Below are 13,336 nucleotides of genomic sequence, written 5' to 3'. Positions count from 1 at the left end.
CAGTTTCATTCTTTTTCCATTAGAATTTAAGTAATGAATCTTTTACTTAGAACATTTGTTTCCTTTAATGAAAATATAGGAAAATTAGTTATTTTCAATTTGGCAGGTCTTGGCAAAGTGATGAAGTTCATTGTGAACTTTTTTTACTGGTTAACGAAGAGGCCGTATCGTTTCAAATTATTTTTTGAACAAATGGAATTTGTCGGAAACAAAAGTCTATTTATTATTTTCTTGGCCGGTGCATTCACGGGAATGGTTATGGCCTATCAAACATACTTTGGCTTTAAGTTAATCAATGTTGATTCTCTTGTTGGTCCAGTTGTTGCAATTTCTTTAGCAAAGGAATTGGCTCCTGTTTTAACAGGGCTAATTGTTGCAGGTCGAGCAGGGGCTGCTATGGCAGCACAAATTGGAACGATGAAAGTTACTGAACAAATTGATGCTCTTGAAGTTATGGGTATTAGTAGTATGCAATACCTTGCTGTTCCAAGAATTATTGCTGGTACTTTATCAGTTCCACTATTATCAGTTTTCTTTTTATTAGTAGGGAATGTTGGCTCATACATTGTCGGAACCTATGCCTTGCAGATTGATGATGCCATATACTTGTCTAAGCTTGGACAATTTATGTATGTCTCAGATATTTTCCAAGGTGTAATTAAAGCGACTGTCTTTGGTTTCGTTATTTCAGTAATTGGAACTTACTTTGGCTTTGCTGTCACAAAAGGTGCACAAGGAGTCGGTAAGGGGACAAACCTCGCTGTTGTATGGGGAATGATTTCGGTTTTAGTTTTAGATTATTTTTTAACAAGTTTCTTAGTGCAGGTGATGTAGATGTTAGAGTTTGATGATCATTCAGTACGAATTAGAAACTTAACCAAGACTTTTGGTAAGCACACTGTTTTAAGTGAATTAAACTTTGATATAAAACGAGGAAGTATTACTACAATCCTCGGCTTTTCAGGAGCTGGAAAATCAACACTCTTAAAGCATATCCTAGGACTTCATCATCCAACTTCTGGATCAATTGAGGTTTTGGGAAAAGACTTATCAACTCTTCAAGAAGATAAGCTTCGTGAATTCCGTCAAAACTACGGAATGCTTTTTCAATATGCGGCACTTTTTGATTCAATGACAACAATTGAAAATGTGGCCTTTCCATTAATTGAATTCACAAAATTAAATGAAAGTGAAATTAAAGAGAAAGCAGCTTCTTTATTAAAGTCAGTAGGTCTTCAGGAGATCTCTTTTGATAAACTACCAAGTGAATTGTCTGGTGGTATGAGAAAAAGGGTAGGTCTTGCAAGAGCACTGGCCCTAAGTCCACAACTTATGCTCTATGATGAGCCAACAACTGGACTTGATCCTATTACAACTAAAATGGTCAACGATTTGATCATAGAAACAAGTAAATTACATAAAGATATTGGATTAACCTCAATTATTATTTCGCACGACGTAAAAGCATCGCTTGAAATTTCCGACTACGTTGCCTTTTTAAACCGTGGTAATATTGTTGAGTATCTACCTGCAAATGATTTTAAAAACTCAGACCATCCATTGGTTCAAGAGTTTATTAATTTATAGGTAGTTCCAGGAAAGAGGAATTATATGAATGAATTTAAAGTCGGCTTAATGGCCTTGGCCGCCATGATAGCTGTTGTTGTTATGTCCTTAGTTGTAACTTCAAACCAATCTGGTTTTGGAGCTTATAATGATTATTACACAACTATTAATGATGCCTCTGGTATCTTTCCAAAAACTCCAATCAAAGTTGCTGGTATTAATGCGGGACGAATTAAAGATATTCAACTAACTGGAAATAAGGCCCGTATTAGTTTTGAGGTTCTTGAAAGAGTTAAGATCACAAAGGGCTCCAAACTTAGAATTCGATCAGTAGGTTTCTTAGGTGATAAGTACTTAGAGATTTACGTTGCTAATAATGATGAACTTCTTCCTGATGGTTCAGAGCTTCTAGCAGAAGAAAAAGCAGGTATTGAAACACTTCTAAAAGATGCAAGTGAAGTTATGCAAGATGTAAAAGTTCTTGTTGGAAGTATTAAAGAGTCTTTTGTTCCTGAGGGTGGTGAGCCAGCGATGAAAAAGATCGTAGCTGATGTTCAGGAGACGATGACGAATACGAAAGAATTAACAGGTAAACTTAATGATCTCGTTGGAAGGAATAATCAAAAACTTCAACGAATTATTGATAATCTCGAAGACTTTACTGCTCAAATAGCATACCAGACAGATGCAAACGAGCCAGCAAGTGCTGTTGCAGATGTAAAAGAGATTCTTAAGAAAGCTGATAATATGATGGCCGATCTTGAGGACCTTGTTCAAAATATCAAAGATGGGAAGGGAACAGTTGGTAAGCTTCTTGTTGAAGAAGAGATTGCTGATGAAGTTAAGTCAACTCTATCAAGTGTTCAAAAAGTAATTGGACGAGTTGATAGTATCCGAACACAATTGTCGGTTTATACTGGTGCAAATACGAGAACTGATCAAACAGATACAACTGCTGAACTTCGTATCTTTCCATCCCCTGGCCGTTTTTACCTGGTAGGTGTAACGACTTCTGAATTTGGGCCAGAAAGACGAAAGATTACAGAAACAACTGTTGGTGGGACAACGACTATTGAGGATGAGAAGGTTAGAAAATACAATGACGTTCTCCTCAACCTTCAATTAGGACGTCGTATCGACAATTGGACATTCCGTGGAGGACTTATCGATTCTTATGGTGGTCTTGCTGTTGATTATAATTTTGATGACTGGAATACCATTACAAGCCTTGAGGTCTTCGATTACCGAGATAATATTGGGCCAAATATTCGTATCGGATTAGATTTTCAACTATGGAGTGTAATTTATGGTAAAATTGAGGGTGAAGATTTAATTAATGATCCTGGTATGGTTTATAGTTTAGGATTAAAGTTTAATGACGAAGATATAAAAGGCTTAGTAGGGATTTTCTTATAAAGAATAAGTAATGACGGAAAGAAACTGGTTAATTAGAACAGAATCGAAAAAAATACTCGGTCCACTTTCAAAGCAGAAGGTTGTCGAGTTTGTACAAAATGGAACCCTCTCTGGAGAGGATGAGATTTGTAGCGGTAATGGTTACTGGTTTTGGGTCAAAGAAGAAGACCTATTAAATAAGTTTCTCTATGGAGATGAAGAACAAACCTTCAATCCTGTAGCAGAGGCCAAGACGAAAGTTGCAAATAGCGTAACAAAACTTGTTAAAACAAGTGGTATCGTAGAAAAAATCTCTAAAGAAAATGGGGATGAAATCCCTGCAACACCATTATCTTCTGAAAACCCTGCAACAGATATTTCAACAACAATTAATGATGAAGAAGAAATATTACTTCCTGCTGAAGATGACTTAGATTTTCCAGAGCCAATTGATTACAGTGATACAGCAGTTGCAGCTCCAAGTAGTGAGCCTAATATTGTTCAAGAAAAACCACTGGCAGATGTGGCCAATGACGAATCAATCAGTTTAGCCGAAGCAACAAGTGCTATGGATATCGAGGAAGAAGAAGTAATCCTTCCTTCATCGGATGATCTCGATTTCCCAGATATTGGCGGTGTTTCAGAAAGTACACCTGCTGAGGAAGTTGCACAAGAAGCTTCTCAAGTAAGCCAAATTGATCAATTTGTTGAAGAAGTAGAAAAGAATAAAGAAGATGAACTAGCTGCTCAAGCAGAAGAGATTCTTAAGTCTGAAAAAAAACAACCACCAACTGCACCGGATTTAGATAGTATTGAAGATGATAATATCGAGCCTATGAAGGCCGTCGAAATGCCTCGTCCTTCAAAAAAGAAGAAGTCAGGTGCTAAGAAAAAATCAAAAGCTAAAAAGAAGAAAAGAAAAAACGATTATAGCTTTGTCTATATTGCTATTGCTGTATTAATTGTTCTTCTTTTCTTTATTTCAAAATTCTATTCAAAGCTTGTAGGTAAGGAATTGTTTTCTGATATTCAATTTAAAACACCAACTAGCTTAGTTTACGCGCAAGAGTTTAGATCACAGGATAAAAAAAAAAGATTTTTCTAAACTATGTGAATGTTTCATATAGTTTATCATTAGAAGGTGTCGAGTATATACCGGACTTTATTAAAACACCTCCTAGTACTTGTGATAAAATTACACAATTTGAGTTCAATTTGATTTATGCTTTTACGACGTCAGAACTTAAAAGTGACGAGAAGCCTTGGGTTGAGTTTCAGGCCAAGTGTCAGCATCTATTTTATCCAGATATCGTTATAAAGTCTTATGTTGAGTCTCGTTCTGATAAGCCTATTTTGGAGTTTGAAGAAGCTTTAAAAATGAAGTTTGATAGTAAAAAAGTAGCTCATCAAAACTTCTTAAAAAGTTTAGAGAGAAAGAATATTCATCAATTACTTTTAGAAATAATAATCGCTTCTTCGTTAAATAAAAACGAATGGCTAACCACTGTTATTATCGACTTATTAGGTAGAGATATTACAAATTATTCTGTTTGGATTAATGAAAATATCATTCCAAATTCAAGACAGAAGTATGCAAAATATATTAATAGAACATTTGAATTGGTAAACGAGTCCAGTATAGATGAATTTTATAAATTAATGTTTTTTAAAAAATTCACTCATATATCTACTGGTGATAGTCGATTAAAGTTAACACAGCTTTTAAATCAAACTTTTGGAGCAACTCTTGAGTTTGATATAACAAGTTATAAATATGGAGTTAAGATGACTCCATTTTGGGTGCAGGAGCTTGAGAACTTTAATGAAAAGAAGCGCTTAGTAGAGAGGTTCTTTGCGACTCCAGCTGTAAAAGAGTTATCTGATTATAATGGCCTATTATTTGAATACAACCTACCAAAGGTTGGAAGTGGCCGAGATAAGATTATCGATAAAATAGCTAGTGAGTATAAAGATTATAATTTTGATCAAATGATTTCTTTGATTTCTGGATTACGTAACCCTGTTTTTAAAAAAGAGCTGGTCAAGCGTGATAAGTATTTTGAAAGGCCAATCTTTAGTATTGAAAGAACATATCTAAATAAGAAATTAAGAGAAAAAAAGAGTAGCTGGCTTGCGTATCAGCTGTTATATCTTGGACAAAGAAACGAAGAAGTTATTAAAAACTTAATGGTTGATTTATGAAAGATTTATTCATTTATCCAACGGATACTGTCTGGGGAATTGGAGGAGATCCATTCTCTATTGAAACGTATGAACTTATTGCTCAAGTGAAGGGAACTTCAATTAGAAAGCCTTTGAGTATATTAACTAATGATGTTCAAAATTTGATTGATACTTTTCATGGTTCAGAATCCTATACAGCTCTTTTTGATGACCTTTTCAAATACGAAATCACAGTGGGACTGCCAAAGGCGAGTTTATCCCTTCAATTTCCTAAAGGTCCATTTGATGATACGGACTTTATTTGTTTTCGAGTCATTCAAAATGAGATCATTGATGAGTGTATTAGGGACTTTCCTGGATTCATTACTTCAACAAGTTTAAATAAAACAGGTCAGCCTCCGATTTACGACTCTGATGAAGCAAATGAATTTTGGCATCGATATTGTCCTGACAGTAACTTCATAAGTTCAGATTTTCTTAAACCGAGTGGGCATTCATCAACTATCATATTAATCTCAGGATTGACGGCCCAAGTAGTTCGAGAAGGTAATCATATTGACAATATTTTAGAAGTGTTAAAATCTCATGGCATTAATTACTGATTATTCACAGCCCTCATTTTATCATTTTTCTCGTGATTCAATTGAGTTAGCAAATTGTGTGGCCGAGCATATTGAATTTCATGAGCTTGTCGTTGATAAGGTCGCTGACCTCTGCTGTGGTTGTGGCGTCATTGGACTCGAGATCTTACAAAAGCTAGAAGAAGAACTTCTCAATTCGATAAAAGAGATTCATTTTGTTGAAGTGCAAGATGATTACAACTCTCATCTTCATCGTAATATTGAAATAGTTAAAAGAGAAATAAATGGCCTTGAATATCAGGTTCATTTCGAAAATATTCTTCAATTTAATACAGTAAAAGACTTTGACCTTATTGTGATGAATCCACCATATTTTAAAAATGGCCATGGAAGATCTAGTGAGAATGAAAAGAAAAGAACTTGCCGAGAGTATTCTGGTGATGAGCTTAAGAGTTATATCGTTCACGCTGCTAATTTACTGAGTCAAAATGGTGTTTTATTCTTTGTTTGTCGAGAAGATGAGCAATTAAAAGAATTACTAAGTGGTATTTCTAAGAACTATTATATAGAGAAGGTTGAGGATGCAGAAGGCTTTTCGATTTTCTTACTTCTTCGTTCTAAGTTGCATTAATATTGAAGTTAATGACTTTTTGAGCTCTTCATCTTCAATATCTGAAAATTGTTCTTGAGCATCTCTCATAATTGCTTTGTATTCTGGAGATTGTGGATGTAGACGATTTTCAACTTCTTGTTTTACTATCTCTTTTCTTTCGACTTCGGACTTCTTTTTTTGGAAGAATTGATTATCTACTTGGAAGAAGATTTTCTTAATCTGTCCTTTTGTTGCAGGTAGAACATTTCCAATTGATTTTATAATTTCTGTTTCCATGTATTTAAGCTGTTGAGCGTAAACTGGATGTGAAGTTAAAATCGTTAGAGATTTATTTTTTAGCTTAAGTGGAATAGTGAATTGAGAAAGCCTTGGCCCTACGATCTTATTCCAAGAACTTGAGAGCTCGAGAAAGTCAAAGAGATCAATGGCCTTATTCGCTTTAAAGTTAGATTGTTTATTACCATAACTACCATAACTTGAAACGCTCGCAACACCAGCGTTTTTACTGAAGTCACTATCGATATCTTTTAAAACATCTTTTAAATTTTTGAGATTTTTCAGCTTTTTCACAAGATGCATCATATATTAAAGAGGTCTTACCAGTCAAAGTAATAGACGATTGATTGAATCATAGGCATATTATTAATATGAGGTTTTTCGTATTAACTTGTTTAATTTTACTTTCTTCTTGTGCAGGGTATCGTTTCAGTGAGTCAAATAACCCATTTGAGGCCCAAGGAGTTAATAGTATTACAATTTTTGTTGTAAAAAATCACACTGGAATATCAGGTCTTTCTCAAATATATACTGATGAAATTGTTGAAACTCTTTCTTCTTTTAGTTCTTTAAGGGTTAGAACAGGAAAGAATTATGACAGTGATGCAATTTTACTTGCAGAGATTACTAGTCGAAAAAAAGCGGGGAAAGAAGTTACTGAAACTGGTGACACCTTAATGAATGATGAGCAGAAGAATCAATTGGGTGGAAATAGAAATGCTTTCTATCTAGCTACATCTGGAAGTTATCAATTTCAGATACAAGTGACAGTCTTTAAGAAGCCAAATAATGATGAAATTCAGTTCTATGAATCATTTTATAAAATAGACCACTCTCAATTTCCTCGTAGCATTTTTTCAAAGACTTTTGATATAAGTGATTCTTATATTATTGAAAATACAGTTGGTGGAATTGACAGTGCTGCTCCTCTTAGAAGTGTAAAGAACCGAGGTACTTTTAAGAAATCCCTAGCTGATGGAGCAAGTGATTTCGGTGATGACTTTAGAGAGGTTCTTCTTTATGCCTTCTAAAAAACAAAGTTTTGATATTAATAGCGTTGATCAAGTTTCAAAAATTCTTAGTGAATTAAATGGCCTATACCATTTAGCTGTCCCAGATGAATTTATTTCAAAAATTGTTTGTGACAAATTAAAAGGTGAGACAAAGAAGATGTGGCCTAATGAGTTTAATATCGACTTTGTAGAGCAAGAGCTTCTTGCTGGAGGCGGTCTATTTGGGACTAATGGCCCTTATGTTGTTATTGATGCTCAGGATATTAAAGCTAATGCTTTTGAAGCATTTAATAATAATCGTCACTTAATTGAAGACACAATTATCTTCATAACGAAAGGGCGCCTCCCTAAAGCTTTTCCTAAAGATATGAATGCTTTGTCCATCGCTGCACCAAAGCCATGGCATTTTGGCCAATACTTAGATATTTTTGCTAAGTACTTTGGTTTTCAAATGAATCCTCAAGTGAAGAATTTTATTGAAAAGTCAGTCCAGGATAATGTTGGTGATTATTTCAATTCATGTCATATTCTTTCTCACCATGTGGATGCAAATGGGAATATCTCTCTTGAAAAAGCCAGAGAGCTTATAAAGGTGAGAAAGTTAGATTTCTTTGATCAGACAGATCTTTTTAATCAGCAAAACTTAAAAAGGTTCTACCTCAACTTATTATTAGTGGAAGATGATTTTAGTTTATATATGGATTTCTTCCGTTCATTTCAGGGCCATATATCAAAAATTATTGATCCTAGTTATTTGGCCACTAAAAAATCCCTTAGTAAGTATGATAGGGGAATTCAATTAGCATCTAAGAAGTGGGATTTTGAAGAGTTAATCGATATTCAGCAGAAGATGATTAATTTTGAGGTGCTGGCCAAGTCTAAAGACCTTTGGCTTAGAGATCAAATCCGTAGAGAATACCTCTGCCTCTAAAATTATAAGAAAAAATTAAGAGGTTAGTATTTTAAAAGATATAGCTACAAACACAAAAAGCGGAGATTGCTCTCCGCTTTTTATATATCAAACTATCTAATTAAAGATTAAAGCTTGTTGATTTGGTTTGCTAGTCTAGAAGTTTTTCTTCCAGCTGTGTTAGTTTTAATAACACCGTGCTTTGCTAGACGACCAAGTAGCTTTTGAGCTGTAACTAGAAGAGTTGATGCTTCTTCTTTCTTACCTGCTTCAATAGCATTTCTTACGTTCTTAACAGCTGTTTTTACAGCAGTTCTTTTTGAAGTATTTCTTTCGTTTCTAACAATTGCTTGTCTAGCTCTTTTCTTTGAAGATTTGTGGTTTGCCACAATGGACTCCTACGTTTAACTTGTTCAACATCTAATTAATAAGTCACTTTTTATAATCCGCACAATGCATTTTTGCAAGAGAAAAGTGAATATTACACATCTCTACAATAGGATTTATGGACCTGGCTCCTTTTTATGGTTAAATGATTCATGGCGTCTAAGTGTTTGATATATCTGAGTGAAATAGTAATTTAATGGACGATCCTTTATAATTTAGGTACTTTGAATGCCAATACAAAGGAGACACAATGATTAAACAAATTGCCGTTATAGGAGCAGGGCAGATGGGTCGAGGAATCGCTCAAGTTGCCGCTATGAATGACTATAAAGTTTTTATGTATGATATCTCAGCTGAAGGCCTTGAGTTCGGACAGAGCTTTATAAAAAAGCAATTAGAAAAAGGTGTTTCAAAAGGTAAGTGGGAACAATCATTTGTTGATTCAACGCTAGCTAACTTAAGTGCAACTTCAGAAATGAATGATCTTAAAGGTTGTGACCTTTTCATTGAAGCAGCTACTGAAAATAAAGAGATAAAATTCAAAATCTTTAAGCAATTAGATGAGATTGCAAAACCTGAAGCAATCTTAGCTTCAAATACATCTTCAATTTCAATTACTGAAATTGCTGCAGCTACTTCACGTCCAGAAAAGGTTGCTGGAATGCACTTTATGAATCCAGTACCTGTAATGAAGTTAGTTGAAACAATCACTGGGCTTGAAACAAGTGCTGAAACAATTAATGCTGTTGAAGAAGCAGCAACAAAAATGGGTAAAACAGTTGTACGTGCAGATGATGTAGCAGGCTTTGCTGTTAATAGAATCCTTATGCCAATGATCAATGAAGCTTTCTATACTCTATACGAAGGAGTTGCTGAGGCTAAAGGGATCGACGATGCTATGAAGCTTGGATGTAACCAGCCAATGGGACCACTAGAGCTTGCTGACTTTATTGGACTTGATACATGTTTAGCTATTATGGAAGTTCTACATGATGGCCTAGGTGATACAAAGTATCGTCCATGCCCACTTCTTAAGAAGTATGTAACAGCTGGTCGCTTTGGTCGCAAAGTAGGGAAGGGTGTTTATGAATACTAATTTTGAAACAATTGCTTTTGAAAAGCTCGGTGAAATTGGAATTTTAAAAGTAAATCGTGAAAAGAAATATAATGCACTTAACTCACAAGTACTTCACGAGTTAAAAGATTTTTTATCTTCACTAAGTGAAGGTCATGAGCTTAAAGGGATGATCTTTACTGGAGCTGGTGACAAAGCTTTTATAGCTGGTGCAGATATTGCTGAAATGAGTGATATGACAGTTGATGAAGGGCATGACTTCTCAACTCTTGGGCAAGATGTAACGCTACTTTTTGAAAGTTTAAATATTCCAGTAATCGCTTGTGTAAATGGTTTTGCACTTGGCGGTGGTTGTGAAATGGCCATGGCATGTGACTTTATTTATGCAACGAAGACAGCAGTTTTTGGGCAGCCTGAAGTAAAACTTGGTCTTGTTCCAGGCTTTGGTGGTACACAGAGATTAGCAAAGTTAATTGGACGCAATCGCGCTAAAGAAATTATTTATAGTGGCCGTAATGTTGATATTAATGAAGCAAAAGAAATCGGGTTAGTTGTTCGTTCTTTTGATTCACAAGATGAAATGATTAGTGAGGCGATGAAGACATTGGAAGCAATTTCTAAAAACTCACCAAATGCAGTGGCCATATCAAAACAAATTATGAACGAAGGTAATGACCTGACTAATGAACAAGGTCTAGATATTGAAGCTCGCCACTTTGGCGATATCTTCTCTTCTTATGATATGAAAGAAGGAACAAAGGCCTTTGTTGAAAAAAGAAAACCAGAATTTAAGGGAGAATAATAATGATGTTAAGTGACTACCAAGAACTTAGAGACCTTGTTTCTAAATTTGCTGATAGCGAAGTAGCTCCTCTAGCGGCTTCAATTGATAAAAATGAAAAGATTCCAAGTGATCTCGTTGGTAAGCTCGGTGAGAATGGATTCCTAGGTTCATATGTTCCAGAAGAATATGGTGGAGCAGGAATGGATTATGTATCTTACTCGATCATCGTAGAAGAAATTTCTCGTGCTTGTGCTTCAACAGGGGTTTTAATCTCAGCACACACTTCACTATGTGTTTACCCAATTCTAAACTTTGGTAATGAAGAGCAAAAGAAGAAGTATCTTCCTAAGCTAGCTTCTGGTGAGCATATTGGTTGTTTCTGTCTGTCTGAGCCAAATGCTGGTACAGACGCAGGTTCTCTGACAACATTTGCTGAAGATAAAGGTGACTACTTTGAGATTAGTGGAACAAAGAACTTCATTACAAATGGTAAAGAAGCTAATATCGCAGTTGTTTTCGCTAAGACATCAAAAACAGATAATTACAAAGGAATCTCGGCATTCATCGTTGAATGTGACTCTGAAGGTTTCGAAGTAATGAAATGTGAAGATAAGCTAGGGATCAAAGGATCATCAACAGCTCAAATCGCATTCGATAAAGTAAAAGTGCCAAAAGAGAATCTTTTAGGTGAGTATGAGAAAGGTTTCAAAATTGCGATGAATACACTAGATGGTGGACGTATCGGTATTGCTGCTCAGGCACTTGGTATTGGTGAAGCTGCATTCCGTTATGCTAAGCATTACTCAAATGAAAGAGTTCAGTTTGGTAAGCCACTTCATGCAATTCAAGCAATCCAGTTTAAGTTAGCTGATATGAGTACAAAACTTGCAGCATCACGTCTTCTTATTTGGGAAGCATCTCGTAGAAAAGATAATGGTGAAGAGTACTCATTACAATCTGCTCAGGCCAAGCTTTTTGCTGCTGAAGCTGCAATGTGGATTACGACTCAAGCTATTCAGGTTTGTGGTGGTAATGGATATACTAAAGAGTATCCGGTTGAGAGGTTCTTCCGTGATGCTAAGATTACTGAAATTTATGAAGGGACTTCAGAAATTCAAAGAGTCGTAATTGCCGCTAACGAGCTTAAGAGCTTAAAGTAGGCGTTGTTCTATTGAAAGAGAAGTGATACGGTTTTAACTTGTTATGTTAAAGAAAATCTTGGAGAAAGTAGGCATGGCCAAAAAGAAAACTACTAAGAAGAAAACTGCGAAAAAAGCGGCTAAAAAAGTAGCAAAGAAAACTACGAAGAAAAAGACTGCAAAAAAAGCGGCTACTTCTTCTGCAAAGAAGAAGGTAGCAAAGAAAACTACGAAGAAAAAGACTGCAAAAAAAGCGGCTACTTCTTCTGCAAAGAAGAAGGTAGCAAAGAAAAAGACTGCAAAAAAAGCGGCTAAAAAAGTAGCAAAGAAAACTACGAAGAAAAAGACTGCGAAAAAAGCGGCTAAAAAAGTAGCAAAGAAGACTACGAAGAAAAAGACTGCGAAAAAAGCGGCTAAAAAAGTAGCAAAGAAAACTACGAAGAAAAAGACTGCGAAAAAAGTGGCTAAAAAAGCAGCAACTTCTTCAACAAAGAAGAAGACAGCTAAAAAAGCCGCTTCTTCAGTTAAGAAGAAGGCAGAAAATAAAGTAGCAAAAAAGGCTGAAGCGACACCTAAAAAGAAAACTTCAAAAGCTAAAGCAAAGAAGGAAGAAGTAGTTGAGGCAGTTGAAGAGCAGCCGGAACTATTTACTGAAGAAGAAGTAGTTGAGGAAGTCGTTGAAGAGAAGAAGCCTGCACCAAAGGCCAAGAAGAAAACAAAAGCTGAAGAAAAGAAAGAAGCTGAAGAAGATCGTATTGAACAAGTATTTGATATGGCCGATAATTTAGATTATTTCCTAGGTGATACTGATGATTGTCTAGCTAAAGGATGTGATAATCCAGCTACAACGGCCGGATACTGTCGTCTTCACTATATTGGTTATTGGAAAGAAATTAAAAACAAAATAACAATCCTTGAAGAAGGAATGCTACAGAAGTTTGTTCGTGAGATCACTTCTAAATATCCAGTAAAAGTTATCGACGAGGTTTTAAAAGATCTTGCTGATGATAAGTCTTTCGTTGATGTTCTTCGTGAGATGGATATTGAAGCAGATGAAAGCTTTGATGAAGTTGATGATATTGATGCAGAAGATGATCAAGACATCGCCTTCGAAACAAAGTCATCTGTTAAAGCTATTATGGATGAGGAATAGCGTCATTGTTTGCCCAAAGGCAAACTATTGGACGCTATGCCAGCTCCCCATGCAAAAGAAATTAAACTAATTCAACAAGCCGGGTTCAAGCCCGGCTTTGTTGCCTCTGGAGCAATGGGAAAGAAAACGCAAAGAAAAAGCGACATTTTAGCGTAGCTAAAATAAGCCAAATCCCCCACAAATAAAAAGCGACACTTTAGCGAAGCTAAAGTTAGCTAAATCCTCCGCAAAGAAAAAATCAACATTTTCACTTCGTGAAA

The 13,336-nt window shown here is 35.5% G+C and carries 15 protein-coding genes; 13 read left to right on the top strand and 2 right to left on the bottom strand.

Annotation, left to right across the window (positions count from 1 at the left end; genetic code table 11):
- Positions 1-33 precede the first annotated feature (33 nt).
- From DAY19_RS09625 to DAY19_RS09595, 7 genes are read left to right on the top strand one after another with little or no spacing between them, the layout of a single operon-like run.
- On the top strand, positions 34-834 hold the full coding sequence (locus tag DAY19_RS09625) for an MlaE family ABC transporter permease (protein ID WP_115361822.1): 801 nt from the start codon (positions 34-36) through the stop codon (positions 832-834).
- Positions 835-1,587 (top strand): ABC transporter ATP-binding protein, encoded by a 753-nt coding sequence (locus tag DAY19_RS09620; RefSeq protein WP_115361820.1) that lies wholly within the window; start codon positions 835-837, stop codon positions 1,585-1,587.
- 24 nt (positions 1,588-1,611) lie between these two features.
- Positions 1,612-2,982 (top strand): MlaD family protein, encoded by a 1,371-nt coding sequence (locus tag DAY19_RS09615; protein WP_115361818.1) that lies wholly within the window; start codon positions 1,612-1,614, stop codon positions 2,980-2,982.
- A gap of 10 nt (positions 2,983-2,992) precedes the next feature.
- On the top strand, positions 2,993-4,066 hold the full coding sequence (locus tag DAY19_RS09610; protein ID WP_115361816.1) for a prolipoprotein diacylglyceryl transferase: 1,074 nt from the start codon (positions 2,993-2,995) through the stop codon (positions 4,064-4,066).
- 5 nt (positions 4,067-4,071) lie between these two features.
- The gene (locus tag DAY19_RS09605) at positions 4,072-5,163 is read left to right on the top strand and encodes a hypothetical protein (RefSeq protein ID WP_115361814.1); all 1,092 of its coding nucleotides are present in this window, start codon (positions 4,072-4,074) and stop codon (positions 5,161-5,163) included.
- A complete protein-coding gene (locus tag DAY19_RS09600; protein ID WP_115361812.1) occupies positions 5,160-5,747 on the top strand; it encodes an L-threonylcarbamoyladenylate synthase in 588 nt (195 codons plus the stop codon). The genes DAY19_RS09605 and DAY19_RS09600 overlap by 4 nt, the downstream gene beginning before the upstream one ends.
- Positions 5,731-6,357, top strand: coding sequence for a methyltransferase (locus DAY19_RS09595; protein WP_115361810.1), 627 nt, complete (start codon positions 5,731-5,733; stop codon positions 6,355-6,357). The genes DAY19_RS09600 and DAY19_RS09595 overlap by 17 nt, the downstream gene beginning before the upstream one ends.
- Here DAY19_RS09595 and DAY19_RS09590 read toward each other — a convergent pair.
- A complete protein-coding gene (locus DAY19_RS09590; protein ID WP_158536865.1) occupies positions 6,331-6,909 on the bottom strand; it encodes a DUF721 domain-containing protein in 579 nt (192 codons plus the stop codon). The two genes, DAY19_RS09595 and DAY19_RS09590, sit on opposite strands and share 27 nt — an antisense overlap.
- A gap of 77 nt (positions 6,910-6,986) precedes the next feature.
- Here DAY19_RS09590 and DAY19_RS09585 point away from each other — a divergent pair, with 77 nt between their 5' ends.
- Positions 6,987-7,646, top strand: coding sequence for a hypothetical protein (locus DAY19_RS09585; RefSeq protein WP_115361806.1), 660 nt, complete (start codon positions 6,987-6,989; stop codon positions 7,644-7,646).
- Positions 7,609-8,559: a hypothetical protein gene (locus DAY19_RS09580; RefSeq protein ID WP_135420452.1), complete on the top strand. Its 951-nt coding sequence runs from the start codon at positions 7,609-7,611 to the stop codon at positions 8,557-8,559. The genes DAY19_RS09585 and DAY19_RS09580 overlap by 38 nt, the downstream gene beginning before the upstream one ends.
- 107 nt (positions 8,560-8,666) lie before the next feature.
- Here DAY19_RS09580 and rpsT read toward each other — a convergent pair whose 3' ends face one another.
- Entirely contained in the window at positions 8,667-8,927 is a 261-nt protein-coding gene (gene rpsT / locus DAY19_RS09575; RefSeq protein WP_115361801.1) for a 30S ribosomal protein S20, read from the bottom strand.
- A 248-nt stretch (positions 8,928-9,175) separates the two neighbouring features.
- Here rpsT and DAY19_RS09570 point away from each other — a divergent pair, with 248 nt between their 5' ends.
- The 4 genes from DAY19_RS09570 to DAY19_RS15330 all read left to right on the top strand — a co-directional run bounded on the left by DAY19_RS09570 (position 9,176) and on the right by DAY19_RS15330 (position 13,076).
- Positions 9,176-10,021, top strand: a complete 846-nt coding sequence (locus DAY19_RS09570) for a 3-hydroxybutyryl-CoA dehydrogenase (RefSeq protein ID WP_115361799.1) — start codon at positions 9,176-9,178, stop codon at positions 10,019-10,021.
- The gene (locus tag DAY19_RS09565; RefSeq protein WP_115361797.1) at positions 10,011-10,802 is read left to right on the top strand and encodes an enoyl-CoA hydratase/isomerase family protein; all 792 of its coding nucleotides are present in this window, start codon (positions 10,011-10,013) and stop codon (positions 10,800-10,802) included. Before DAY19_RS09570 ends, DAY19_RS09565 begins: the two co-directional genes overlap by 11 nt.
- Before the next feature lie 2 nt (positions 10,803-10,804).
- Positions 10,805-11,944: an acyl-CoA dehydrogenase gene (locus DAY19_RS09560; RefSeq protein WP_115361795.1), complete on the top strand. Its 1,140-nt coding sequence runs from the start codon at positions 10,805-10,807 to the stop codon at positions 11,942-11,944.
- A 73-nt stretch (positions 11,945-12,017) separates the two neighbouring features.
- Entirely contained in the window at positions 12,018-13,076 is a 1,059-nt protein-coding gene (locus DAY19_RS15330) for a hypothetical protein (protein ID WP_199506639.1), read from the top strand.
- Positions 13,077-13,336 lie beyond the last annotated feature (260 nt).

This window comes from Halobacteriovorax vibrionivorans, assembly GCF_003346865.1.
GTDB lineage: Bacteria > Bdellovibrionota > Bacteriovoracia > Bacteriovoracales > Bacteriovoracaceae > Halobacteriovorax_A > Halobacteriovorax_A vibrionivorans.
This window is presented reverse-complemented; position numbering and strand designations above follow the sequence as displayed.

What these genes read in the sequence shown, in the direction of transcription:
- DAY19_RS09625 (WP_115361822.1), top strand. Translation starts at nt 34, where the DNA reads ATGAATCTTTTACTTAGAACATTTGTTTCCTTTAATGAAAATATAGGA.
- DAY19_RS09620 (WP_115361820.1), top strand. Translation starts at nt 835, where the DNA reads ATGTTAGAGTTTGATGATCATTCAGTACGAATTAGAAACTTAACCAAG.
- DAY19_RS09615 (WP_115361818.1), top strand. Translation starts at nt 1,612, where the DNA reads ATGAATGAATTTAAAGTCGGCTTAATGGCCTTGGCCGCCATGATAGCT.
- DAY19_RS09610 (WP_115361816.1), top strand. Translation starts at nt 2,993, where the DNA reads ATGACGGAAAGAAACTGGTTAATTAGAACAGAATCGAAAAAAATACTC.
- DAY19_RS09600 (WP_115361812.1), top strand. Translation starts at nt 5,160, where the DNA reads ATGAAAGATTTATTCATTTATCCAACGGATACTGTCTGGGGAATTGGA.
- DAY19_RS09595 (WP_115361810.1), top strand. Translation starts at nt 5,731, where the DNA reads ATGGCATTAATTACTGATTATTCACAGCCCTCATTTTATCATTTTTCT.
- DAY19_RS09585 (WP_115361806.1), top strand. Translation starts at nt 6,987, where the DNA reads ATGAGGTTTTTCGTATTAACTTGTTTAATTTTACTTTCTTCTTGTGCA.
- DAY19_RS09570 (WP_115361799.1), top strand. Translation starts at nt 9,176, where the DNA reads ATGATTAAACAAATTGCCGTTATAGGAGCAGGGCAGATGGGTCGAGGA.
- DAY19_RS09565 (WP_115361797.1), top strand. Translation starts at nt 10,011, where the DNA reads ATGAATACTAATTTTGAAACAATTGCTTTTGAAAAGCTCGGTGAAATT.
- DAY19_RS09560 (WP_115361795.1), top strand. Translation starts at nt 10,805, where the DNA reads ATGATGTTAAGTGACTACCAAGAACTTAGAGACCTTGTTTCTAAATTT.
- DAY19_RS15330 (WP_199506639.1), top strand. Translation starts at nt 12,018, where the DNA reads ATGGCCAAAAAGAAAACTACTAAGAAGAAAACTGCGAAAAAAGCGGCT.